Source organism: Hymenobacter cyanobacteriorum (assembly GCF_022631375.1).
GTDB classification, from domain to species: Bacteria; Bacteroidota; Bacteroidia; order Cytophagales; family Hymenobacteraceae; genus Hymenobacter; species Hymenobacter cyanobacteriorum.
In genome coordinates this window covers 291,699-314,733 of sequence record NZ_JALBGC010000004.1, presented here as the reverse complement: position 1 = coordinate 314,733, position 23,035 = coordinate 291,699, and the positions used below count along the sequence as shown (strand labels likewise).

Sequence of the window (23,035 nt, the reverse complement as noted above, 5' to 3'; positions counted from 1 at the left end):
CTCTACCCGAAATTCCCCCATTACCGCTTACCCCCATGATTCAATACGTTACCCTGTTTGCCCTGCTGCTCACGTTTCTGCTGCTGCTGGGCGTTATTTTCGCGTTGCAGCGCGCGGCCAAAAACCGGCCCGGCGGCGGCGAAATCGGCCAGAGCGGCACCACGCTGGCCGGCTACTCCTACTTGCTGATGCTGCTGGCCGTCATAGCGGCGGTGGGCATCGGCTATGTGCTGGCCCGCGACACGCCCTGGGCCGGCCACATTCTGGAGTGGCTCAATATTGTGGTGCGCCTCATGCACATCACCTTCGGCATCGCCTGGATTGGGGCTTCATTCTACTTCGTGTTCCTCGAAAATGCCCTCAACCGCACCGACAACGTGCGCGAGGAGCTGGCCGGCAACCTCTGGGCCGTGCACGGCGGCGGCTTTTATTACCTGGAGAAGTATAAGTCCGCCCCGCCCGTGATTCCCAAAAGCCTGCATTGGTTCAAATACGAAGCGTATTTCACCTGGCTGTCGGGCTTCAGCCTGCTGTTTGTGGTGTACTACTTCAACGCCAGTTCGATGCTGATTGACCCGCGCGTGCTCGACATCTCGCCGCTGGCGGGCGTGGGCATCGGCGTGGGTTCGTTCGTGGCCGCGTGGCTGATTTACGACGGATTGTGCCGCACCGAATTTGTGCGCAGCCCCTGGTTCAAAGTGGTGGGCTTCCTCATTGCCACGGGGTTTGCGTTTTTCTACGCGCAGGTGTTCAGCGCACGGGCGGCCTACATCCACTTCGGGGCCATGCTGGGCACGCTCATGGTGGGCAACGTGTTTTTCACCATCATTCCGGCCCAGAAGGCCATGGTGAAAGCGGCCACCGAAGGCACGCCGCTCGACCCGACGCTGGGCAAAAACGCCCTGGCGCGCTCGCTGCACAACAACTACTTCACGCTGCCGGTGCTGTTTGTGATGGTCAGCAACCACTTCCCCAGCACGTTTGGGCACTCGTATCCGTGGGCCATTCTGGCGGCCATCACGCTGGGCACGGCCGGCGTGAAGCACTGGCTGAACCTGCGCGAGAAGCACCAGACCGACACGGCCGTGTGGGTGCTGCCCGCCGCCGTGGCCGTGCTGCTGGGCGTAGTGTTCGTGACGGCTCCACCGGCCCAGTCGGGCGGCGCGGGCGCGGCCAGCACCTGCACCCAGGAAGTCGGCATCAGCCAGGTGAACCTGATTGTGCAGAAGCGCTGCATTCAGTGCCACTCGGCCCACCCAACGGACGACGTGTTCAAGTCGCCGCCCAACGGCGTGGTGTACGACACGCCGGAAGACATTATCCGTCTCAAGGACAAAATCATGCAACGCGTGGTGGTGACCAAAACCATGCCCCAGAACAACAAAACCCAGATTACGCAGGAGGAGCGCGACCTGATTCGCTGCTGGATTGAGCAGGGCGCGCAGAATAAGTAAGGTTGCCGGCCGCCATTGGGCGCTGGCCGTAGTTGCCGCTGGCCGCAGTTTAGCGCGCAGCGCGCAACTGCTGGCCTTCGTAACGCGAGTTTGTAACTCGCTGCTGCGTAGCAGCAATTTTAGCCGTAGGGCGCGCCAGCGTATTGTCAAAATGGCGAGTTGCAAACTCGCCGCACCTTAGGCCAGCAGTTACGCGCTGCGCGCTAAACTGCGGCCAGTGCACAATTCTTCATTCTTTTTTCTTAATTAAGCAATGAGGCACAAGAAACACCTGTCATCCTGAGCGGAGCGAAGGACCTTATCATCGAGGAACGATTTGCAGTAATCCCAAATGAAGCAGTCGTTATAAGGTCCTTCGCTCCGCTCAGGATGACAGGCTTCCAACATTGCTCATTCCTAAATTAAGTGAAGCGTATGCCCGCCTCTCCCCGCGACCTGCCCGTTTGGGCGCTTGCTGCTGCCTGCCTGCGCGTCGGCGCGCCCGTGGCCCTGCTGGCCGTGCTGCGCAGCGAGGGCAGCAGTCCCGGCCGCCAGGGCTTCAAAATGGCTGTGACGGCCGACACCGTGGCCGGCTCCATCGGCGGGGGCATTATGGAACACAAATGGGTGGAGCTGGCCCGCCAGCGCCTGCGCGAGGCCGACGCGGCGCCGCTGCTGCGCCCGCAGGTGCACCGCCGCGAGGCCCCGGCCGACCGCTCGGGCATGATGTGCTCGGGCGAGCAGGACGTGCTGCTGTGGCCGCTGCTGCCCGCCGACCTACCGGCCGTGGCCGCCATCGAAAACAGCCTCCAAACCCTCCGGGGCGGCTGGCTGGAATTGAGCCCGGCCGCCAGCCTGCACTTTCTGCCGCCCACTGAAACCTTAGCTCCCGCAGCTGCTGCCGCCACTGCAGCGGCCGAGCATTCACCGGCGCAACCGGCGTTCTACGAATACCAGCCCGGCCCGGCGTGGCGTTACCGCGAGCGGCTGGGCTTCCGCGACCAGCTCACCATCGTGGGTGGTGGGCACGTGAGCCTGGCTTTATCAAGCGTGGCGGCGGCGCTCGACTTTGAGCTGACCGTGCTCGATGACCGTGCCGACCTGCCCACTTTCGACCTCAATCACGCCGCCCACCACCGCCAGCGCATCGACTACGAAAACGTGGCCGCCGCCGTGCCGCCCGGCCCGCACCGCTACGTGGTGGTAATGACCGTGGGCTACCGCACCGATGCCGTGGTGCTACGCCAGCTGCTCAACATGCCCTGCCGCTACCTGGGCGTGATGGGCAGCGTGGCCAAAGTGGCCGAGCTGCGCCGCGGTCTGCGCGAAGAGGGTTTTTCGGAAGCCGCCATTGCCCGCCTGCGCGGGCCCATCGGGGTACCCATTCAGAGCCAGACGCCGGAGGAAATTGCCATCAGCATCGCGGCCGAGTTGATTCAGGTACGACGTAGCGCGGGCTTGTAGTCCGCGAGTCAGCCAGTCAATTCGCGGACTAACAGTCCGCGCTACAGCAGGCTACCGGTCCAGGCTACCGGTCCGATTCGCTGGCCGCGTCGCCGTTGTTGCTCTTGGCAAACTCCTCGGTGAAAATGCGGTAGCGGTCGAGAATGGAGCGGACGGAGCGTTTGAGCACGATTTCGCCCATCGGGCCATCGGGCACGGTCACGCCCGAAGCATACCCGTTCCACACGGCGCGGTTGCTTTTCACGTCGATGAGGGTAACGAGCAGCGTGCCTTCGGCCAGCAGCAGGCGCACGGGCTGGTAGCCGTGGCGCTGGTCTGCGGGCGTGTCATCGTTTTCCTCCACGTTGCGCTTTATCCACTGGCTCAGGTCTTCCTGGTCGAAGCCGTGGAAGCGCATATCCCCTTCGTACACCCGAAAATTCACCAGCATGTCGGGCCGCCGGTTGGCACGGCGGTAGCCCTGGGCCCGGAAACGCTGCTCGATGGCCTCGCGTAGCGACTGGCCCAGGCGGCTGGTATCGGCCACGATGCCAGCGCCGGTGACAAAATCGTAGGTGCGGTAGCGGCGAAAATTGCCCCGGTAGCTGTAGTCCGAATCAACGCGTGCTTCGCGCATTGAGGCACAACCGCTCAACGCCAAGGCTGCACCTAGTAAAATCGTAATAATTGGTTTCATACCGACGGGTGTATTTGGCAGGAATTGGGACTACCAATCTACGAAATACTAAGCACTTAGGCTCTACCCGTCAGCAGGAAATCTGCCCCAACCAATAAACCGCCACCCTGGGCCTCTTTATTCGAGCTGCGGCAGCAAGCCGACTACCCGGGGCAGGTGGCCGAGGGGCGAATATGCTGCCGGCTTTTGGCCAGCACCGGGCGCTTGGCCTTGCCCCGCGCCCCGCCGCCACTGAAGCTGATGGTCCAGATGCTATCGAAATCGGCATCGGGCCATTCCGGCGCCTCTGTAATGCCCAGCGCCTGCGCGATTTCTACGATGCAGTGGTGCTCCCACACCACCAGCACCGTGCCGCGCAGCCGGCGCAGCTGCCGGGCAAAGGCCTTGGTATTGGCCACCATAAAGTCGCTGTTGATGGTGAGGTTGTGCTGCACGGCGTAGGGCATCACGGTTTGCAGCATCCGCACGCGGGTCGTGTTTTTGTCGTCGGTGCCGATGACGGGTACGAAGGTGAGGTTGGGCGGCGAGGGCATCAGCTCGTTGAGCACGGCGGGCAGGGCCAGCGCCCGGTTCAGGCCGGCGCAGGATAGGTTGTCGCCCTCGGGCGGCTTCTCGCCGTGCCGGATGATGACCACCCGCAGCACGGGCGCGGGCGGCACCACCGGCGCTTTGGGCGCAAACGGCGGCAGTTTGGAAATCAGGTACAGCCGGGCCTTATCGGAGGTAGTGAGTTTGGGAGTCATGGGGGCGATACGGGGAAACGGCCGGGCCGGCGGGCTTTGTGCTGGAAGAGACGAAGTAATTCAAAACGCCTGCTGTCATCCTGAGCGCAGCGAAGGACCTTATGACGTGTGTAGTCGTCAGTAATTACTACAAACTGTTGTTGCGTGAGAAGGTCCTTCGCTGCGCTCAGGATGACAGGCGTTCCCTACCGGTACCCGGCGGCCTGCAGCTGGAACAGCTCGGCGTAGCGCCCGCCTTTGCCTAACAGCTCCTCATGCGAGCCGATTTCCACAAACTGGCCGTTTTCGATGACCAGGATGCGGTCGGCCATGCGGACGGTGCTGAAGCGGTGGCTGATGAGCACGGCGGTTTTGCCCTGGGTGAGCTCCTTGAAGCGCTGGAAGACTTCGTACTCGGCGCGGGCGTCGAGGGCGGCGGTGGGCTCGTCGAGGATGAGGAGCTGGGCGTCGCGCATGTAGGCGCGGCCGAGGGCGATTTTCTGCCACTCGCCGCCGCTCAGGTCCACGCCGCCGTTGAAGCGGCGGCCAATCATCTGGTCGTAGCCGCCGGGCAGCTTGGCGATGACGGTATCGGCGAGGCTCTGGTGGGCGGCGGTTTCGATGCGGGGCTGGTTGTGGCGCTCTTCGATGCGGCCGACGGCGAGGTTTTGGCCGGCGGGGAGCTGGAAGCGCACGAAATCCTGGAAGATGACGCCGATTTCCTGGCGCAGCTCGGCGGGGTCGTACTCGCGCAGGTCGTAGCCGTCGAGCAGGATGCGGCCTTCAGTGGGGTCGTAGAGGCGGGCCAGGAGCTTGACGAGGGTGGTTTTGCCGGCGCCGTTTTCACCTACCAGCGCCAGCTTTTCGCCGGCTTGCAGGGTGAAGCTGAGGTTCCGAATGGCCCATTTTGTACCATTCTTGTACTGGAAGCCGACGTTTTCAAACTGAAAACCCTGCTGAATGGGCCGGGGAAAGGGAATGGGCCGCTCGCCGGTGAGTTCCTGGCGCACGATGCGCGGCCGGAGCGCAAAGAAGTCGAAGAAATCCTGGAGATACAAGGCGCCGTCGGCCACGGAGCTGAAGCGGCTGAGGATGCCTTCGAGCAGGGCGCGCAGGCGGGCGAAGGAGCCGGCCAGGAAGGTGAGCTGGCCGAGCGAGATGCTGCCGGCCGCGGTGCGGGCGATGATGTAGACGTAGGCGCCGTAGTAGCCGGCGGCGCCGATGGCGGCGAAGAGGGTGCCCCAGCCGGCGCGGCGCAGCACGAGGGATTTGTTTTGGCGGTAGAAGTCGTCGGAGAGGGTGCGGAAGCGGCCGATGAGGAAATCGGAGAGGCCGAAAATCTTGACTTCCTTGGCGGTTTCGTCGGAGGCGCCGGTTTGGCGGAGGTAATCGAGCTCGCGGCGCTCGGGCGTCCAGGAGTGCGAGAGGGAGTAGCTGCGCTCGTTGAAGTGCGACTCGCCGAGGAAGGCGGGCACCACGGCCAGCAGCAGCAGCCCCAGCAGCCAGGGCTGGAAGGCGACGAGGCCGCCGGCGAGGAGCACGAGGGTGATGAAATCCTGGCCCTGGCTGAGCACCTGGCTCATGAGCACGGTGCGGGAGAGGGTTTGGCGGCGGGCGCGCTCGAGCTTGTCGTAGAAGGTGCTGTCTTCGAACTGGTCGAGGTCGAGGCGGGCGGCGTGCTCCATGAGGCGGATGGAGGACTGGTTGGCGAAGAGGTCGCCGAGCAGCGAATCGAGCAGGGCCACGCCGCGGCCCAGGGCATCGGCGAGCAGCACGAGGCCGAACTCGAGGCCCACGAGGGTGAGCACGGGCGTGAGCTGGCGCGCAGCCGCGGGCAGTTTGGTGAGGGCCACCACGTCGTCGATAATCAGGCGGCCGACGTAGAGCGTGGCCAGCGGCAGAAACGCGCGCAGCAGGCGCAGCACGAGGTTGGCGGAGGCCAGCGCGGGGCTGGTGGCCCAGATGAGTTTCAGGAAGGCGGGCAGGTGGCGCAGGGCCGATACCCGCTCGCGCACGCTCACGGCGGGCTTTTCGGGGCCGCGCCCGGCGTTGGGGTTCTTGGCGGAGATGGATTTCAGGAAGTCAAACATTGCCGGGGCGTGGGCAAGGTTGGGGCCGGGTTTGGGGGGCGGCCGTTTTGGCAGGGGGTGGGGGCTTATTACAGCAGCTTGATGGCCGCTCGGTTTTGATTACCTGCCAGCAGTGTATTAAAATGAGCCTTATAATTCTTCTAACACTTCTCGCAAGGCTTTTATGACTTCCTCATCGTCTTCTACTGCTAACTGTCGTTGCAGCACGGGAGCCACGCGCTTCGCTTCTTGTAGGCCCAGCGCATAGACTACGGCATGCCGAATGTCGGCGAGAGGGTGATTGAGCAGTACGACCAATGGGTCAAACAAACGCGCATTAGAAAACGTGGTGCATAGGTCCACGTGCCAGTAAAGCGTGCCGGGGTTCAACCAGTTGGGCGGTTCTAACTCCTGCAACAACGCCGCCACTACTAATTGCTCATTGAATTGGTACAGCACGTCTTCTACCGTTTGGTAGAGACCGAATCCGTTCCAGCCCCCAAAGGACCGCAGTAACAAGGGAATACACTGCGGGTCCGGGTATTCGCGCAGGTGTTGTAGCACCTCGTGGTACGTTTGCATCAGGTCGGGCCGTTGTCCTAGCCCGTCGTCATCAGGTAAAGGTTGATGGGCTTGCAGGAAAGCTAAAGCGTCTAGAGTAGTCATTAAGCTACAAAGTTGCGACTGTTCACTATAACGGAAGTTTTCAAAAAAAGGCGCTCAAATTACTCCCCAGAAAAGCCTTCCACTGGCGTAGGGTCCTCACTCATCCAATGAAGTAGCTTAAGAAGCCCCCGCCCCGCCAGCGGCTGGGGCTGCTTGCGGTTCTGGCTGCTGGCTACCTTGGTTTCGTACGCGGCTCATCACCCGTCCGGCTTCTGCTCCTTTTCATTCTTTTTTCCCGCTTCCTTTGATGAAATTCCTTCCCCTTTTGGCAGCCGCCTGTCTGGCCGCCCCCGCTGCAATGGCCCAATCCTTTACCACCATGCACTGGCTGCACGCGCCGGCCAAGGTCACCAGCACCCCCACCACGCTCCAGGTGCAGGTGCAGGGCGGCACCGACTTCTGGCGCGTGACCCACTACGGCTTCATCCGCGACAACGGCCACTTCTTCTACCAGGAGCAGCCGGGCGATTTTATCGCCAAGGTGAAGGTGGTGGGCCAGTACAAGGACCTCTATGACCAGGCCGGGCTCATGATTCGGCTCGACGAGAAGAACTGGATTAAGACCGGCATCGAGTACGTGAAAGGGGTGCAGAACGTGAGCGCCGTGGTGACCCGCGAGGTGTCGGACTGGTCGGTGGTGCCCCGGCAGGACAGCCCGGCCGCCGTGTGGCTGACGCTGCTGCGCAAGGGCGACTACGTGGAAATTCAGTATTCCTTCGACAACCAGGACTTCAAAATGCTGCGCCTGGCCTACTTCCCGCCCACGCCCGGCCGGAAGGTCCAAATCGGCGTGATGTGCGCCGCCCCCGACGGCAAAGGTTTCCCCGTCGAGTTCACCGACTTCTCCGTGACGCCCCTCGCCGCCGCCAAATAACGCCCGCCCCGATGCCCACCGAAAAAGAGAAGATGCTCGCCGGCGAGCTCTATGATGCCCAGGACCCGCAGCTGCTGGCCGAGCGCCTGCGTACCCAAGGGCTCCTGCAAGCCCTGAACGCGGCCCCGGCTGAGCAGCCCGCTGAGCGCACCCGCCTGCTGCGCGCCCTGCTGCCCCACGCGGGCCCGGCGCCGGGCGTGACGCCGCCCTTCTACTGCGACTACGGCACCAACATCACCCTGGGCGACCAGGTGTTTTTCAACTTCAACTGCACCATTCTCGACGTGGCCGCCGTGACCATCGGCAGCCGCACCCTGTTTGGGCCGGGCGTGCAGGTGTACACGGCCACCCACCCGCTCGACTACCAGGAACGGGCCAGCGGGCTGGAATACGCGAAACCCATCCGCATCGGCGCGGACGTGTGGGTGGGCGGCGGGGCCATCCTCTGCCCCGGCGTCAGCATCGGCGACCGGACCGTGATTGGAGCGGGCAGCGTGGTGACCAAAGATATTCCGGCCGATGTGCTGGCCGCCGGCAATCCCTGTCGGGTCCTGCGCGTGCTCCGGCCACCCCGTGTGCCGGGTGACTAGGCTAAGGAAAGGGCAGGCTTTCTGAAAGGCGAATACATTCAAATTCTACTTGAAGAAAGGCTCCCCGCCAGCGTACGTCTGCGAGTGGCACGCATTCATCCAACAGAGTAGCTTAAGGAGCCCTGGCCCCAACCGCTGCTAGGGCTGCTTTCGGTTCTGGCCGGCGCAAATCTCGACCGCGGCAGCTGGTCGCTCCGGTTAAAACGATGCCGGCAAATAGGGCCAGGTGAAATAGAGCACCGCGCCTTGCAGCAGCGTCAGCGCCAGGGTAACGCCCCAGAAAGCGGCTTTGCGGTTTTTGTGGTGCAGTAGGAAAATGGCGGCCCACGCACCGGGGGCCGCGCCAGGCAGCGTGGCGAGGTGCAGCGTTTTTTCGGGGATGCGCCGCTGGCCCCGTTGGGCTTTGCGCTTATCGAGGGCGAAGAGCAGGAAACACAGCAAATTGAGAAACAACAGGCAGCTCAGGAGGATGGTCATGGGGCGGGCGGCGGGCCGGGCAGCTTGGGCGGGGCGGGGTGTGGGGCGGGTCTGAACCGGTTGGGCAATTTCAAAAAGAGCGAGGAAGACGCGACGCCAGCAGCCTGACCGACGCAGTTGGCGCCAGCGGGGCCGCAAGTTATGGCGTTGCGGTTAAGGGGAGGATGGGGTATCTCTCGGCAGTCCCAGCTCCACCAGCTACGTGGGCTTCTTCGTGTCGGCCGGCCCGCCAGAAACTGTTGCCGCGATTGCACCCTGGGTTAGTTCCGCACGACAGCCAAGTACTAGCAGCTGCCCTGTGTTGGCAGCAGTCGTCGTTCGGCCGAACGATACTGGCACAGTCGAGAAAAGAGGTAGTAAAACCGCGCGGAAAGCACTAAATCAAGCTGAGACTGGCAGTAGAGGTGGCCATTTGACATCCTGTAAACACGAAGGATATTCCTCCTTTTCATACCAAAAGGCCCCGACATAACTGCCGGGGCCTTTTGGTAGGCACTAAACGAATGATATAGGCGCAGATAGAGCTTATTTTTTGCCGTGGCCGTTGTCTTTGTCCATCAGAGTGAGTTTGACGGAGCCATCGGGCATGGTAACAGCTACCGTATTATAGGTGCGCGTTACGCCATCGTTGTTGGCTTCCGTCCAGGTAGCATTGTATACCAGCCGCTGCGTGGGCCGCGCCGTAGCCGGTACTACTCCCTTCCATACCGACATGGCGCTGCCCGAAGGGGTTACCATAAATTTCTCCTGCGACATTGGGAGGCAGCGACCTATGCCGGGCACGCCCAGCAACGTATTGGTGATGCACTCTGTGCGGTCGGTTTTCTGCACATAAGCGCCTTTGCCCTGTTGCACAGCGCCTTCGATGTGGGCCTGCGCGCGTACGCTGCTATTGCCTAGCACGAGGCCGGTTAAAAAGAAGCCACCGATGATTTTGTGCAAAAAGCTTTTCATAAAAGTGAAGAAGGAGTGAGATGAAAGTCGGAATCTATTGGGCTTTTGCAAATAGGGTGCCACCGTTCAACCGTTCGTTGGATGCTCCTGCGTCAGGGATTGGGACTTTGTTCCCATAGCCGGCACCCACTCATTCCTACCGACCTTTGCGGCTTCTATGCCCGCACCCCTCGCTGCTTCCTCGCGCCCCTACTCCATTGGCTTCTGGCTGATGTGCCTGTCGTCGTTCCTGTTTTTTCTCAGTTTCAACCTGCTGCTACCCGAATTGCCCGACCACCTCACCCGGCTGGGCGGGGGCGAGTACAAGGGCTTCATTATTGCGTTGTTCACCCTCACGGCGGGGCTTAGCCGGCCGTTTTCGGGCAAGCTGGCCGATACCGTGGGGCGAATTCCGGTGATGATATTTGGCTCGCTGGTGTGCTTTGTGTGCGGCTTTGTGTATCCCTGGGCCCTCACGGTCACGGGGTTTCTGGGGCTGCGGCTGCTGCACGGCTTCAGCACGGGCTTCAAGCCCACGGGCACGGCCGCCTTCATTGCCGACATTGTGCCCGTAGAGCGGCGCGGCGAGGCCATGGGCCTGCTCGGCGTGACGGGTAGCCTGGGCATGGCCGCCGGGCCGGCGTTTGGCTCGTGGGTGGCCACCCATTTTTCCATGAACGTGATGTTTTACTGCTCCAGTGCGGCGGCTCTGCTCTCGCTGTTGGTGCAGGGCACCCTCACCGAAACGCTGGCCCCGGCCCAGCGCCAGCGCTTTAGCTGGGGGTTGCTGAAGCTGAACTGGGGCGAGGTGTTGGAGCCGCGGGTGCTGCCGGCGGCCCTGGTCACGCTGCTGTGCCTGTTTCCGTTCGGAGCCGTGCTTACGGTGATACCCGACCAGAGCCGCCTGCTGGGCCTCACGGGCACGAGCAAGGGCTGGTTTTACCTGTGCTACACGGTGGCTTCGCTGGCCGTGCGCCTGGTGGCGGGCAAGTCGTCGGACACCTACGGGCGGGTGCGGGTGCTGCGCTGGTCGTCGGGCCTGCTGGCGCTGGGGCTGGCGCTGCTGGTTTTCACGCCCTCGGTGCCGGTGTTTCTGCTGGGAGCTGTGGTTTTTGGGCTGGGCACGGGCCTGAACTCGCCCACGCTTTACGCCTGGACCATCGACCTGAGCGACGAACAGCGCCGGGGCCGGGCCGTGGCCACCATGTACATCGCCCTCGAAGCCGGCATCGGGCTGGGCGCACTGGCGGCGGGCTGGATTTTCAGCAACCAAGCCGCCCACCTGCCCTACGTGCACGGCCTCAGCCTGGCGTGCGTGCTGGCGGCCCTGGCCTACCTGCTGCGCGTGCCCGTGGATGCGCCCGCCGGCCACCGCCCCGCTGCCGACACCACACCCGAACCGCTGGCCGAGGAAGTAGTGTAACAGGGAAAAGTGCCCGGGTTGAGCAGGACGTCCCCCATACCAACCCCAACGCTGCTAATCGAGGCCGAAGGCAACGCCGAACGACAATTCTACTCCGCCGGGTGCGAGCAGGTTGGCGAAGTTGCGCACCGACTGGCTGTTGAAGTTGCCTGACACATATTGCACGGGTTCGCCGCCCAGCACAACGCCGTAGCCCAGCGCGCCCAGCATGGCAAACCGCCGGATGGGCTGCCAGCGCACGCCCCCGCGCAGGTGCAGCAGCTGGGTGGGCAGGTAATTCACCACGGCATCGTCGCCCGAAGCATAGTAGGTGCTGCCGCCATTGCTCGAAGTGGTGTTGGTGGTGATGTGAATATCGTGCAGACCCGTGCTGTACACCAGGTTGCCGCCCACAAAGGCCGAAACCTTGCGCTCGGGGTGGAAAAAGTAGCGCGTGCCAATCCCAAACTTGCCGCCGGTGATGGTGAAACCCACGCCGGCATTCACGTCGAGGTTCGTGGTGGCCAGGTACGCCAGCTCGACGCCCCAGCCATAGGGGGCGCCCCAGCCAAGGCCCAGGCCGAGCGTCGTGGTTGGGTAGCGGCTCGCGGCCAACGGCTTAAGCGCGGGAGCAACATCGGCCGCAGGCGCGTTTTGCGCGTGGGCAGCGGCAGTAGTCAGCAGCAGGCCCAGGCCAGCCAGCAGAGTAGGCAATGAATTCATACGTGGAAATGAAACAGGGAAGAACGACCACAAAGAAACGCAGCCCGGCCCCAACATTGCACCACCCGCCAGCACCATAGCGGGCGTCGCCACTGAACATCGCACTATCAGCCAAGCGGTTTCATTGCAGCCGAAAAAATATTCGGCAATTTCCCGGCATGAACTGCGCATGAAGTTTCGCAATATTTCAGTATGTTTAAGGGTTGAAGATTGTCTACTCCATTCTTTTATGTTGCTATGTTATTTGCAGCGCGTGGCGCTGATGACGCTGTTGGCCCTTGGGGGGCTGTGGCGGCCGGTGCGGGCCCAGACTGCGGCTAAGTTCCCGGCCGACCCCATCAAGTTCGGGCAGGTAGAGGCGCAAGACCTTACGGCGGCGCCATTCGTGGCCGACAGCGCTGCTGCCGCCGTGGTGCTGTGCGACTACGGCCGCTCGCAGATGAAAGGGCACGGCAGTGGCCTGCAGGTGATATTCGAACGAATTACCCGCATCAAAATCCTGAAAAAAGCGGGCTTCGACGAAGCGTCGGTGGAAATTCCGCTGTACCACCGCGAGGAGAACTCGGAGAAGGTGAGCAACCTGCGCGGCCTGACCTACAACCTGGTGAACGGCAAGGTGGAGAAAACCCGCCTCGAAACCAGCGGCGTATTTCTGGAGAAGCGCACGCCCACCGTGAACGTGCAGAAATTTACCCTGCCCAACGTGCGCGAAGGCTCGGTGGTGGAATTTGCCTACACCCTCACGTCGGATTATCTCTTCAATTTTCAGGACTGGACTTTTCAGCGCGCCATTCCGGTGCGCTGGAGCGAATACCGGGTGAGCATTCCCGGCTTCTACCGCTACAACATCAACTACCAGACGAGCCGGCCCTTCGACGTGCAGGAAGTGCACGTGGGCCAGACGACGCTGACGGTTGACAACAAAGTGGGCGACGGCGGCGGGCTGGGAGCGGGCATGACCAATGGCATACTCAGCATTTCGGCCCCGACCGAAGAGCACCGCTGGGTGCTGCAAAACCTGCCCGGCCTCCGCCCCGAACCCTACATGACGACGCTGGCCGACTATGCTGCCCGCCTCGATTTTGAGCTGGCCGGCGAGCAGTGGCCCAACGAGCCCTACCGCGACCTGGCCGGTACCTGGCCCAAAATCAATGCCCGCCTGCTGGCCGACGAGGACTTTGGCGGCCGCATGAGCCACACCGGCTTTCTGAAAGACCAGGTGCTGGCCCTGGCCGCCCAGCACCCCGACCCGGCCGCCCGCGCCGCCGCCGTGCGCGCCCTGGTGCTGAACAGCGTGCGCTACGACGGCACCAACCGCTACTTCGCCCCCGAGCCGTTGCGCAAGGCCTACGACGCCCACCGCGGCTCGGCGGCCGATGTGAACCTGCTGCTGGTTGGCGCCCTGCGCGATGCCGGCCTCGTGGCGCACCCCCTGCTGCTCAGCACGCGCGACCACGGGGCGGTCAGCAAGGAGTTTCCGCTGCTTGAATATTTCAACTACGTGGCCGCCGTGGTGACGCTGCCCGATGGGCACGACCTGCTGCTTGATGCCACCAACCCCCATTTGCCGAGCGGCGTGCTGCCCGACTACTGCCTGAACCGCGTGGGCCGGCTGGTGGGCCCCACGCCGGCCACCAGCCGCTGGCTCGACCTTACGCCTACCCAGCGGCGCGTGCACTACCAGCAGGTGAGCCTGACGCTTGATGCGCAGGGCGGCCTCAGCGGCAAGGTGCACACCGAACACGGCGGCTATGCCGCCGCCGAAGAGCGCAGCCACGTAGCCGAGCTGGGCGAAAAGAAATACCTGGCTGCGGTGGTGCAGCACCACGAAGCCCTGACGCTAAGCAAGCTCTCCCTCGCCCATAGCAACGACCCCGACAAACCCCTGGCGTTGGACTACGAGGTGCACCAGCCCGAGGAGGGCGCGCCCGGCAGCGCGCTGCACCTCAGCCCCCTGCGCGAGTTCGGCAACACGCTCAATCCCTTCCGGCACGAAACCCGGTCTTTCGCCGTCGATTTTGGCATGGCTCAGGAAGAAACGCTGGTGGTGAACCTGGCCCTGCCGGCGGGCTACGAGCTGGCCGCCCTGCCAACGGCGGTGGTCATGGAGCTGCCCGGCAACGGGGGGCGTTACGTGTGCAGCGCCGCCACGCCCACCCCGGGCACCGTGACGCTCACCAGCCGCCTCAGCCTGAACCAGGCCGTGTATCCCGCCGCACAGTATCCGCAGCTGCGCGAGTTCTATCGCCGGCTGCTCGAAAAGCAGGCCGAGCAGCTGGTGGTGCAAAAAAAGGCGGGCAGCTGAGCCAGTCATTCATCCCAACAACCATCTATTCATTAACAGCATACCTCCCTCCTTTCCCTTTTATTCAATGAAAAAACTACTGCCCTGGCTGGCCGTGGCGCTGGCTCCGACGCTGTTCGCTACCCGGGCCAACGCGCAGGCGGCGCCCATCAAATTTGGCCAAATCGACCCCAAGGACCTGACGGCCGCGCCCTTCGTGGGCGACAGCGCGGCGGCGGCTGTGGTGCTGTGCGACTTCGGCACGAGCAGCTTCCAGTACAACCACGACAACTTCCAACTGATGTCGGAGCGCACGACGCGCATCAAAATCCTGAAAAAAGCGGGATATGAGGCGGCTAAGGTCGAAATACCCCTCTACCACCATGGAGACCGCACGGAGAAAATTACGGCCCTGCGCGGAGTCACGTACAACCTGGTGGACGGCAAGGTGGTGAAAACCAAGCTCGAGACGGGTACCAACGCCTTCACCGAAGAGCGCACGCCCAACGTGCGGGTGCGCAAGTTCACGCTACCCGATGTGCGCGAGGGCACCGTCATTGAATACACATACGCCGTAACATCGGACTTTTTCTTTAATTTCCAGAACTGGACGTTTCAGAGCGAATACCCCGTGCGCTGGAGCGAGTTCCGGGCCAGCATCCCGGAGTATTTTCACTACTCTAAACAGTTGCAGGGATACCATAACTTGGATATAAGCACCGAGGACAATAGCAGTCAGGCGCTCATGGTATCTCCGGTTGTTGGGCCGCCAACCCCCCACATGGTGAACGTACAGACCACCAACTCGCGCTGGGTGATGAAGGACCTGCCGGCTTTCCGTGACGAGCCGTTTATGACGACGGCGACCGATTACGTCGACCGCATCAGCTTTCAGCTCGATGGCGTGCAATTTCCCGGGCAGGTCTATCAGGCTATGGCGGGCACCTGGGCCAAGGTTGAAAGCGAGTTACTCAACGATGACGACTTCGGCCAGCAGCTTGGCCGGGGCAACTTTCTGAAAGAGCAGGTGCTGCCCCTGGTGGCCAAGTACCCCGACGTGCGCGAGCGCGCCGCGGCCGTGCGCGCCCTGGTGATGGGCAGCGTGCGCTACGATGGCACCAACCGCTACTCGACCACCGCTTCGCTGCGCAAGGCCTATGATGCCCACCACGGCACCGCCGCCGACGTGAACCTGCTGCTGATTGCCGCGCTGCGCGACGCCGGCATTCCGGCCCACCCGCTGCTGCTGAGCACCCGCGCCCACGGCCGCCTCAACCAGAGCACGCCCCTGCTCGACAACTTCAACTACGTGGTGGGGCTGGTGCCGCTGGGAGCTGGCCAGGACCTGCTCGTGGACGCCACCGAGCCGCTACTGCCCTGCGGCGTGCTGCCCGAGCGCTGCCTCAACCAGGCCGGCCGCCTCATCATGAAAAATCCGGCCGAAAGCCGCTGGGTCGACCTGACCCCCGCCCAGCGCTACGTGCACTACCAGCAGGTAGCTCTCACGCTCGACGCCCAGGGCGGCCTCAGCGGCAAGGTGCACGAGGAGCACGGCGGCTACTCCGGAGTGGATGCCCGCAAGGAGTTGGTGAGCCTGGGCGAGAAGAAATACCTGACCGAGCTGGCCCGCCCCCACAGCGGCTGGACCATTCCCAAGCTGGCCGTGGCCAACCGCGAAGAGGTAGCCAAGCCCCTGGCGCTCGACTACGAGTTTAGCCAGCCCGCCGATGATGCGGCCGTGGCCGGCACCCTGTACCTGAGCCCGCTGCGCTATTTTGGGACCGAGCAAAACCCCTTCCGGCACGACGACCGCCTGTTTCCGGTAGACTTTGGCGCCGCCCAGGACGAAACCACGCTGATAACGCTGACCCTGCCCGAGGGCTACGAACTGGCCGAGCTGCCCAAGCCCGCCGCCGTAGCGCTGCCCGACGATGGTGGCCGCTTCATGTACAGCGTTACCGCTGCCGCCCCCGGCACCGTGCAAATCATGAGCCGCCTGAACCTGCGCAAAACGGTGTACGCGGCCAACGAATACGTGAGCCTGCGCGAGTTTTACCGCCTGATGCTGGAAAAGCAGGGCGAGAAGCTGGTGATTAAAAAGAAAGCGTAGCCTTCGGGCTCCTTCTCCTGTTATGAAAGCTCTGCTACCCATTTTGTTTGCCCTGCCGCTGGGCACCCCGCTGGCCGCCGCGCCCGCGCCGAAATACGCGGTGGCTGCTATTCCGGCATCGCTGCGCGAGGGGGCCCACGCCGTCATTCGCGCCGATGACGAAGTGGTGACCGTGAAATCGGCCAGCCGGCTGGTGCACACCGTGCACCGCGTGGTAACCGTGCTCGACAATGCTGGCGACGACCTGGGCCGCTTTGGGGTGAGCTACGATGCCCTGCGCACACTCAGCTACCTGCGCGGGGCCGTGTACGATGCCGAGGGCCGCCTCCTGCACCAGCTGCGGGCCGCCGAAATCAAGGACGAGGGCGTGGGCAACGACGGCGTGAATTTCATGACCGACGTGCGCGTGCGCTACGCCGACCTGCGCCAGCCCCAGGGCCCCTACACGGTGGAATTCGACTACGAAATTGTGTCGGACAACACCTTGTTCTATCCCGATTTCCAGCCCCAGGCAGAAGAAGGCGTGGCCGTGCAGGCAGCTAGCCTGCGCGTGAGCACGCCCGCCGCGCTGCCCCTGCGCTACCAGGAGCGGCAACTGCCCGCTGGCCTGGCCGTGGGCCACACCACCGCCGGCAGCCAGGAAGTGTACGAATGGAAGCTGGCTGACCTGGCCGCCATCGACGACGAGGAAGCGGCCCCGCCCCTCACCGACCGCACGCCGGCCGTGGTGCTGGCCCCGGGCAGCTTCGAGGTGCAGGGCCACGCCGGCACCGCCGGCACCTGGCAGGGCCTGGGCCAGTGGACCTACGACCTGAACGCCGGCCGCGACCAGCTGCCGCCGGCCACCGTGGCCAAAGTGCAGGCCCTGACCAAGGACCTGCCCGATGCCCGCGCCCGCGCCCGCCGTGTGTACGAGCTGCTGCAGGGCAGCACCCGTTACATCTCGGTGCAGCTGGGCCTGGGTGGCTGGCAAACGTTTCCGGCCAGCACCGTGGCCAGCAGCGGCTACGGCGACTGCAAAGCCCTGAGCAACTACACCCGGGCCCTGCTGGCCGCCGCCGGCGTGCCCGCCTACCAGGCCCTGGTGGGCGCCGGCTCCGACCACGCCGACCTGCGCGCCGACTTCCCCAGCTCGCAGTTCAACCACGTGGTGCTGTGCGCGCCGCTCGTCACGGCCGGGCGGCCCGATACGCTGTGGCTGGAGTGCACCAGCCAAACGGAAGCCTTTGGCTACATGGGCAGCTTCACGGGCAACCGCCACGCGCTGCTGCTCACGCCCGAGGGCGGCAAGCTGGTGGCCACACCGCGCTACGGCACCGCCGAAAACCGCCGCGTACGCCGCCTCGACTTGTTTCTGGATGCCGCGGGCAGCGCCACCGCCACGGCCCGCACCCTGCGCACCGGCCAGGAACAGGACCTATATGCCCAACTGCTGCACGAGCTCGGCCCGCCCGACCAGAAAAAGTACATCGTAGAGCACCTGCGCCTGCCCACCTTCACGCTCACCCGGTGCAACCTGGCGGCCACACCGGCCGGCCCGCTGCCGGGCGTGGTCGAAACCCTGGCCCTCACGCTACCGGGCTTCGCCCCGCCCAGCGGCAAGCGCGTGTTCATCAACCCCAACCTGCTAAGCCGCCTGCCGGCCCTGCCGGCCCAAGTGGGCGAGCGCCAGGCCGACCTATGGCTGCCCCAGGCCAGCCTGCACGCCGACACCGTGCGCCTGCACCTGCCCGCCGGCTTTCAGCCCGAAAATCTGCCTGCCCCGGTGCAGCTCAGCACGGCCTACGGCACCTACGCCACGCAATATGCCACCCTGCCCGACGGTACCATCCAGTACATTCGCCGGCTGGAGCTGAAGCGCGGCCGCCTGCCCAAAACCGCCTATCAAGGCTATCTGGAGTTTCGCCGCAAAATCAACAGTGCCGATAAAGCGCAGGTGGTGCTGGTGAAAACGGAAAGCTGAGAGGCTCCTGCTTTGCTACGCCTGGCAGACAATATTTACCTGCATAACCAAACCATTCTTCGGCGGCGGCTTTTGTCCGGCCTCATTTTTCAAGCTGATGCTGCATTCATCTACCCCGGCGGTTTGTGTTCGACTACTTATGGCCGTGGGCGTGCTGGTGAGTGCGGGCTGTGCCAAGGAAAAGCCAACGCCCGCCCCGCCTGTCGATAAAACCATTAAAATCAACATGGTTCGGGGCAACAACCAGCGCGATACCGTGGGGCATGTTGCCCCGGATACCATTGTAGTGAAAGTGTTGCGTGGCAGTCGGCCGGCCGTTGGCTACCAGGTGCAGTTCGATAAGCCGTCGTGCAATGTTGAGCCCAGCGTCCTGTCGCAGGTGTACACCGATGCCAAAGGCCAGGCCTACTACCGCTGGCGGCTGAGCGGCGACGTGGGAACGCAAACCTTAACGGTGCACGCCATCGACTCGCTGGGAACCGAACAAGCCAAAACGCTGGCGGTGGCCACGGCCGTGCGGCCCACCTCGGGCTGGCACCCGGGCGCGTGCCTGCCGTTGGGCATCAACGCGTTGTGCCAGCTGCCCAACGGGCGGGTGCTGGCCGGGCTGAATTACAACGCCGGGGTTACCAATGGCTTCCTCTACTACTCCGACAACGAGGGCCTGACCTGGCAGCGTCAACCCAATTTTCCGGGCCCGGACGTGGTTTCGGCTATCAAGGCCACACCGCAGGGCGAATTGTTTGTGGCCACCGGGGCTACTAATGCGCCTGGGGCGCTTTATTATTCGGCCGATAACGGCCAGACCTGGCAGAACCGCACCGCCGGCATCAGCGACCCGCGCATGTTCCAGGATATTTCCTACACCGCCAGCGGCCGGCTGTTTGTGAGCACCTATTTTGGAGGACTCTCCATGTCGACCGACAACGGCAAAACCTGGACTGCGGCCAATGGCCTTTCTAATTCCGACCGGTTTCGCAATGTAGTCGAGCTCGCCAATGGCGACCTGCTGGTGGTTGACGAAGGTAGCTACCTCTACAAGTCCACCAACGGCGGCCTCAACTGGAACCGCACCAGCAACACGCCGCTGTACAGCGTGTACAACCTGCTTGCCGATGCCAACGGTGACCTGTATGCCAGCGTGGACCAATGCAACGGCAACATTTACAAATCGACGGACAGTGGTGCCAGCTGGCAAAAAATTTACACTGCTCCGCCCGTGCAGTCCACCTGCCTGAAGGTAACCAACCTCAGCAAAGTGGGCAATACCCTTTACTTCATGGTAGGCGGCATTGGCATTGTTAAGACGACTGATTTCACCACGTACACCTACTTCCGGCGGCGGCCGCGCGGCTTTATATTCATGCCCACGCGCAACCACACCCTGCTGCTGGAAGATACCGGCGAATTGCTATACCACCTGAATTAAGTCGTCGGCTCAGCCAACACCCGGCCGTTCCGGCCCTAAAACTTCACCCGCAGTTGCGCTTTCACTTCGCTGCGCAACGAACCCTGAATGGACTCCAGGCCTGAGCCCACCACATCCTGGTGGCGGTAGCGGGTTTCGGCGTAGCGCAGCCAGAGCGTGAGGTTGCGGTTGAAGCGAATTTCGGCGATGCCGTACGTGCGCGTACCCTGCCCGTAAAGAGCTGGCACCGACACGGCCAGCAACACGTCCTGCTCGTATACGTACTGGCGGGTATCGTAGTCGTCGGCATCGAAAATGGCGTAGCGCGCCGTGAGCTTAAGGTAGCGGTTGAGCTGGTAGCCCACGTCCTGGGCCAGCGCGAAGCCACTGCGCCAGGCCAGGCCGGTGTCGTCGCGCAGGCGCATGGCTTGCAGGCGGGTGCGCAGCTCCAGCACGGTGCTGGGGGCGGTGTTGTAGTACACCAGAATGCTTTGGCGCAGCTGCTCGCCGGGCAGCGGCACGGCTCGGCCGAAGCTCACATTGGCCAGGTCGGCGGTGGCGAGGTCGCGCGGCTTGAGGCGCTGGCGCAGCTGCACGTAGAGCAGGCTGGTTTTGGTGGGCGAATAAGCCAGGCGCAGCAGCGCATCGTGGCCGTCAGTAGGCGCGCCGGCCCGGTAGCGCAGCCAAGGGAAGCGGAACTGGTCGTAGTAGGCCGAGATTTCCCACTTGGCCACGGGCCGCACCTTCAGGCCAATGTACACGCCGGTTTCGTTGATGTTGCGCGTGTTTTCGCTGAACGCGTTGCCGTAAAGCGTGTGGAAAGTGGGGTCGTAGTGGCGCACCAGCAGGGCCGCGTCCACGCTGCTGCCCAGGCTGGCCAGCAGGCCGTTCACGGTGCCCAGGCCGCCGCCGGTGCTGCGCGCCGTTTCGCCAAACAGCAGGAAGTTGCGGTACACGTAGCTGTAATTCAGGCTCAGGGCCAGGTTTTCCTTGCCCGTAAATTCGAAGTGGTTGTAGGGTTCGGGCCGCTTGAGAATGGCCGTGCCGTAGTGCGTGAACACGCCCGTGGCCCCGATGGCCAGGTTGCCATTGCGGCTGGTGTAGGTGGCGTTGCCGCCGCCCACGGTTTCGGCCAGCCGGTGCCGGTTGGCCAGTTCCGAAGCCGTGCGGTGGAAACCCGTGTAAAGCAGCCCCGACGTAAACTCATCAAACTGCGCCAGCGAATCGAGGCTTTGCTGCAGGTTGGCATCCACGTTTTTGTGCGATACAAACGCCGTGGCTTGCACCGTGGGTGCCACCTGGTAGGTAGCCGCGCCGCCCCGAAAAAACGTGTTTTCGAGCAGCGACGAATACGCCCGCACGCCCACCGACGAGCGCCGCAGCGTGGTAATCGTCTCCGCACCCTTGCCCACGCCCAGCCCCGACGACAGCAGCAGCCCCTGCCCAAACTGCAGCTGGTAGTCGCCCAGCGCCAGCGCCTTCAGCTTACCCCGCTCCTGCAGCAGCAAATGCGCCGACACGTAATCTGCCCCGAATTGTCCGTTCCGTGGGTTCCAGATGAGCTGTTCGCCGGCATCCTTCTCCATCGAAAAGCCCAGGCTGAAATCCTTGGTGTGGCTCACCCGGTAGCGTATCAGCATCTTGTCGGCCGAGCCCAGGTAGCGCGTGGTGGGCTGGCCCTGGTAGATGGTGGGCGGCGTGTAGCCCTGCCGCTGCTGCAGCACCCGCTCGTAGCGCAGATACAGGGCGTTGTTATCCTCGTGGGCAATGCGCTGCCACAGGTTGCCGCGGCTCGCATTAGCATTGCTGCTCTGCACGCCCACGAAGGGCAGAATGCGCGTAATCGTGCGCAGGTCATAGCCCTCGATGCTTTGCAGCTCATACACGCTCAGCAGGTCGCCGTTGGCCTCGCGGTGCTTGAGCAGCGTGGTTATCTGGTTCTCGTTCAGCAGCAGCAGCGAGCGCAGCTCCTCGCGGGTGGCGGTATTGAGGTTGATGGGCGTCTGGTAGTACTGCAGCAGCGTTTCGTACAGGTCCTCGTACGGCACCTCGTCGCTCTGAATCTCGGCAAACAGCTCCTGCGTAAGGCGGTCCAAATCGGGTGCGCGCCGCACGTACTCCTGCGCCTTTGCCAGGTGCGTGAGCAATAGCAAGCCACAAAACATCAGAGCCGCCGGTAAGCGTAGCAGTTTCTTCATTGCTTCCCACCCCACGCTTTACTGATGCTCAGATGCTGGCTAAAACCCAGCGCCTGCTGAAAAGCCGCCGCGTAGTCAATCTGAAACGCGCCGGCCTGCACCCCAATGCCCGCGCTGGCCTGCTCCGTGAGCGAGGCCAACCCCAGCCGCGCGGCCAGCACCGGCACCGGCCGGTACTCCAGCCCCACTTTGAAGTTGGCATCGCGCTCCACGTCCTTTTCGGCCTCTACCAGCAGCAGCACCTGCGTGCCCGGCCGGTAAGCCAGCCCCGCTTTCAGAATGGTGGGCACTCGCTCGTCCTGGTAGCTTGCCAGCTTGGTCTGGCTGATGTTATAGAGCGCCGCGCCAAAGCTGAGCTTGCGTGGCAGCACCTCAATCTGTCCACCCAGCGTGCCCATGGCCACGCGCCGGCTGCCCAGCCCTTCGATGCTTACCTGCAGCACATCAACCCGCGCGCCCAAACTGATTTGCCCGAACCGGTAGCCGTAGCCCAGGCCCACCCGCGTTTCGTTGTAGAGTTGCCCACCGAAGCGCTGCGCCTCCAGTCCCACCACGCCGTGCCGCGCCCACGGCCGCGGGGCTGGCGCATCAGAGCCTCCTTCCGCGCCCGGCATCACGGCCGGCGCGCCGGCGGTGGCGGCGGGCTGCCGGCCCAGCGGCAGCGCCAGATTAAGCGCCGCCACGTTCAGCGCCGTGCTGAAATAGCGGTTTTCGCCATAGAAGCCCACGGTGGGGCGCTGCACCTCGCCCAAGCCGGCCACGTTGTTGCCCATGCTCCACACGTCGCCGCCAATAGCTACCGAGGCGTTCCCCAGCGCTGCCGCCCGGGCTCCTCGTACACCCGGCCCGCTGCCCTGCGCCCACGCCCCGCCAGCTGGCAACAACGCCACCAGACTCAAAACAACGCCCAGAATAGAAAGATACCGAGGTAAACAGTGTTCCATAGCGGTAAGGTAGCACGTTGGCGGCGATTGCCGGAAGCCCGGCCGAAATTAATTTCTTCGCTTACCGGTTACTTCCCATTGCCCTCGTTGTAAATGCGC

Annotated in this window: 18 protein-coding genes; 9 read left to right on the top strand and 9 right to left on the bottom strand. The window is 63.5% G+C overall.

Annotated elements, in window-relative coordinates; all coding sequences use genetic code 11:
- The first annotated feature begins 35 nt into the window (after positions 1–35).
- Positions 36–1,454, top strand: a complete 1,419-nt coding sequence (locus MON38_RS15640; protein ID WP_241937083.1) for a urate hydroxylase PuuD — start codon at positions 36–38, stop codon at positions 1,452–1,454.
- 414 nt (positions 1,455–1,868) lie between these two features.
- Positions 1,869–2,897, top strand: a complete 1,029-nt coding sequence (locus tag MON38_RS15635) for an XdhC family protein (RefSeq protein WP_241937082.1) — start codon at positions 1,869–1,871, stop codon at positions 2,895–2,897.
- A gap of 64 nt (positions 2,898–2,961) precedes the next feature.
- On the opposite strand, the gene MON38_RS15630 is transcribed toward MON38_RS15635, so the two are convergent.
- The 4 genes from MON38_RS15630 to MON38_RS15615 all read right to left on the bottom strand — a co-directional run bounded on the left by MON38_RS15630 (position 2,962) and on the right by MON38_RS15615 (position 7,030).
- Positions 2,962–3,513 carry a DUF4136 domain-containing protein gene (locus MON38_RS15630; protein ID WP_241937081.1) on the bottom strand — a complete coding sequence of 184 codons (552 nt, stop codon included), beginning with the start codon at positions 3,511–3,513 and terminating at the stop codon, positions 2,962–2,964.
- Positions 3,514–3,716: 203 nt separating this feature from the next.
- Complete coding sequence (locus MON38_RS15625; protein WP_241937080.1) at positions 3,717–4,316, bottom strand: histidine phosphatase family protein; 600 nt, start codon at positions 4,314–4,316, stop codon at positions 3,717–3,719.
- Between the two features lie 185 nt (positions 4,317–4,501).
- Positions 4,502–6,385, bottom strand: coding sequence for an ABC transporter ATP-binding protein (locus MON38_RS15620; protein ID WP_241937079.1), 1,884 nt, complete (start codon positions 6,383–6,385; stop codon positions 4,502–4,504).
- A gap of 129 nt (positions 6,386–6,514) precedes the next feature.
- Positions 6,515–7,030 carry a HEAT repeat domain-containing protein gene (locus MON38_RS15615; RefSeq protein WP_241937078.1) on the bottom strand — a complete coding sequence of 172 codons (516 nt, stop codon included), beginning with the start codon at positions 7,028–7,030 and terminating at the stop codon, positions 6,515–6,517.
- 247 nt (positions 7,031–7,277) lie between these two features.
- Here MON38_RS15615 and MON38_RS15610 point away from each other — a divergent pair, with 247 nt between their 5' ends.
- Together MON38_RS15610 and MON38_RS15605 are read left to right on the top strand one after the other, a co-directional pair.
- Positions 7,278–7,904: a DUF1349 domain-containing protein gene (locus MON38_RS15610; RefSeq protein ID WP_241937077.1), complete on the top strand. Its 627-nt coding sequence runs from the start codon at positions 7,278–7,280 to the stop codon at positions 7,902–7,904.
- A gap of 11 nt (positions 7,905–7,915) precedes the next feature.
- Positions 7,916–8,494: a sugar O-acetyltransferase gene (locus MON38_RS15605; RefSeq protein WP_241937076.1), complete on the top strand. Its 579-nt coding sequence runs from the start codon at positions 7,916–7,918 to the stop codon at positions 8,492–8,494.
- A 198-nt stretch (positions 8,495–8,692) separates the two neighbouring features.
- On the opposite strand, the gene MON38_RS15600 is transcribed toward MON38_RS15605, so the two are convergent.
- Complete coding sequence (locus MON38_RS15600) at positions 8,693–8,971, bottom strand: DUF1294 domain-containing protein (RefSeq protein ID WP_241937075.1); 279 nt, start codon at positions 8,969–8,971, stop codon at positions 8,693–8,695.
- Positions 8,972–9,496: 525 nt separating this feature from the next.
- Positions 9,497–9,925: a hypothetical protein gene (locus tag MON38_RS15595; protein ID WP_241937074.1), complete on the bottom strand. Its 429-nt coding sequence runs from the start codon at positions 9,923–9,925 to the stop codon at positions 9,497–9,499.
- A gap of 157 nt (positions 9,926–10,082) precedes the next feature.
- Between MON38_RS15595 and MON38_RS15590 the strand changes: the two genes are divergently transcribed.
- On the top strand, positions 10,083–11,327 hold the full coding sequence (locus MON38_RS15590; protein ID WP_241937073.1) for an MFS transporter: 1,245 nt from the start codon (positions 10,083–10,085) through the stop codon (positions 11,325–11,327).
- A 54-nt stretch (positions 11,328–11,381) separates the two neighbouring features.
- Here MON38_RS15590 and MON38_RS15585 read toward each other — a convergent pair whose 3' ends face one another.
- A complete protein-coding gene (locus MON38_RS15585) occupies positions 11,382–12,029 on the bottom strand; it encodes a hypothetical protein (protein ID WP_241937072.1) in 648 nt (215 codons plus the stop codon).
- A 229-nt stretch (positions 12,030–12,258) separates the two neighbouring features.
- On the opposite strand from MON38_RS15585, the gene MON38_RS15580 reads away from it, so the two are divergent.
- From MON38_RS15580 to MON38_RS15565, 4 genes are all read left to right on the top strand, one after another.
- Positions 12,259–14,334 carry a DUF3857 domain-containing protein gene (locus MON38_RS15580; RefSeq protein WP_241937071.1) on the top strand — a complete coding sequence of 692 codons (2,076 nt, stop codon included), beginning with the start codon at positions 12,259–12,261 and terminating at the stop codon, positions 14,332–14,334.
- A gap of 67 nt (positions 14,335–14,401) precedes the next feature.
- Positions 14,402–16,423, top strand: a complete 2,022-nt coding sequence (locus MON38_RS15575; RefSeq protein WP_241937070.1) for a transglutaminase family protein — start codon at positions 14,402–14,404, stop codon at positions 16,421–16,423.
- 22 nt (positions 16,424–16,445) lie between these two features.
- Positions 16,446–18,386 (top strand): DUF3857 domain-containing protein, encoded by a 1,941-nt coding sequence (locus MON38_RS15570; protein WP_241937069.1) that lies wholly within the window; start codon positions 16,446–16,448, stop codon positions 18,384–18,386.
- A 97-nt stretch (positions 18,387–18,483) separates the two neighbouring features.
- Positions 18,484–19,815 carry a WD40/YVTN/BNR-like repeat-containing protein gene (locus MON38_RS15565; RefSeq protein WP_241937068.1) on the top strand — a complete coding sequence of 444 codons (1,332 nt, stop codon included), beginning with the start codon at positions 18,484–18,486 and terminating at the stop codon, positions 19,813–19,815.
- A 35-nt stretch (positions 19,816–19,850) separates the two neighbouring features.
- Here MON38_RS15565 and MON38_RS22735 read toward each other — a convergent pair whose 3' ends face one another.
- Together MON38_RS22735 and MON38_RS15555 are read right to left on the bottom strand one after the other, a co-directional pair.
- Positions 19,851–21,992, bottom strand: coding sequence for a ComEA family DNA-binding protein (locus MON38_RS22735; protein WP_277881522.1), 2,142 nt, complete (start codon positions 21,990–21,992; stop codon positions 19,851–19,853).
- The gene (locus MON38_RS15555) at positions 21,989–22,936 is read right to left on the bottom strand and encodes a PorV/PorQ family protein (protein WP_241937067.1); all 948 of its coding nucleotides are present in this window, start codon (positions 22,934–22,936) and stop codon (positions 21,989–21,991) included. Before MON38_RS15555 ends, MON38_RS22735 begins: the two co-directional genes overlap by 4 nt.
- Positions 22,937–23,035 lie beyond the last annotated feature (99 nt).

Coding starts and splice junctions, on each gene's coding strand:
- MON38_RS15640 (WP_241937083.1), top strand. CDS start 36: ATGATTCAATACGTTACCCTGTTTGCCCTGCTGCTCACGTTTCTGCTG.
- MON38_RS15635 (WP_241937082.1), top strand. CDS start 1,869: ATGCCCGCCTCTCCCCGCGACCTGCCCGTTTGGGCGCTTGCTGCTGCC.
- MON38_RS15630 (WP_241937081.1), bottom strand. CDS start 3,513: ATGCGCGAAGCACGCGTTGATTCGGACTACAGCTACCGGGGCAATTTT.
- MON38_RS15625 (WP_241937080.1), bottom strand. CDS start 4,316: ATGACTCCCAAACTCACTACCTCCGATAAGGCCCGGCTGTACCTGATT.
- MON38_RS15620 (WP_241937079.1), bottom strand. CDS start 6,385: ATGTTTGACTTCCTGAAATCCATCTCCGCCAAGAACCCCAACGCCGGG.
- MON38_RS15615 (WP_241937078.1), bottom strand. CDS start 7,030: ATGACTACTCTAGACGCTTTAGCTTTCCTGCAAGCCCATCAACCTTTA.
- MON38_RS15610 (WP_241937077.1), top strand. CDS start 7,278: ATGAAATTCCTTCCCCTTTTGGCAGCCGCCTGTCTGGCCGCCCCCGCT.
- MON38_RS15605 (WP_241937076.1), top strand. CDS start 7,916: ATGCCCACCGAAAAAGAGAAGATGCTCGCCGGCGAGCTCTATGATGCC.
- MON38_RS15600 (WP_241937075.1), bottom strand. CDS start 8,971: ATGACCATCCTCCTGAGCTGCCTGTTGTTTCTCAATTTGCTGTGTTTC.
- MON38_RS15595 (WP_241937074.1), bottom strand. CDS start 9,925: ATGAAAAGCTTTTTGCACAAAATCATCGGTGGCTTCTTTTTAACCGGC.
- MON38_RS15590 (WP_241937073.1), top strand. CDS start 10,083: ATGCCCGCACCCCTCGCTGCTTCCTCGCGCCCCTACTCCATTGGCTTC.
- MON38_RS15585 (WP_241937072.1), bottom strand. CDS start 12,029: ATGAATTCATTGCCTACTCTGCTGGCTGGCCTGGGCCTGCTGCTGACT.
- MON38_RS15580 (WP_241937071.1), top strand. CDS start 12,259: ATGTTGCTATGTTATTTGCAGCGCGTGGCGCTGATGACGCTGTTGGCC.
- MON38_RS15575 (WP_241937070.1), top strand. CDS start 14,402: ATGAAAAAACTACTGCCCTGGCTGGCCGTGGCGCTGGCTCCGACGCTG.
- MON38_RS15570 (WP_241937069.1), top strand. CDS start 16,446: ATGAAAGCTCTGCTACCCATTTTGTTTGCCCTGCCGCTGGGCACCCCG.
- MON38_RS15565 (WP_241937068.1), top strand. CDS start 18,484: ATGCTGCATTCATCTACCCCGGCGGTTTGTGTTCGACTACTTATGGCC.
- MON38_RS22735 (WP_277881522.1), bottom strand. CDS start 21,992: ATGAAGAAACTGCTACGCTTACCGGCGGCTCTGATGTTTTGTGGCTTG.
- MON38_RS15555 (WP_241937067.1), bottom strand. CDS start 22,936: ATGGAACACTGTTTACCTCGGTATCTTTCTATTCTGGGCGTTGTTTTG.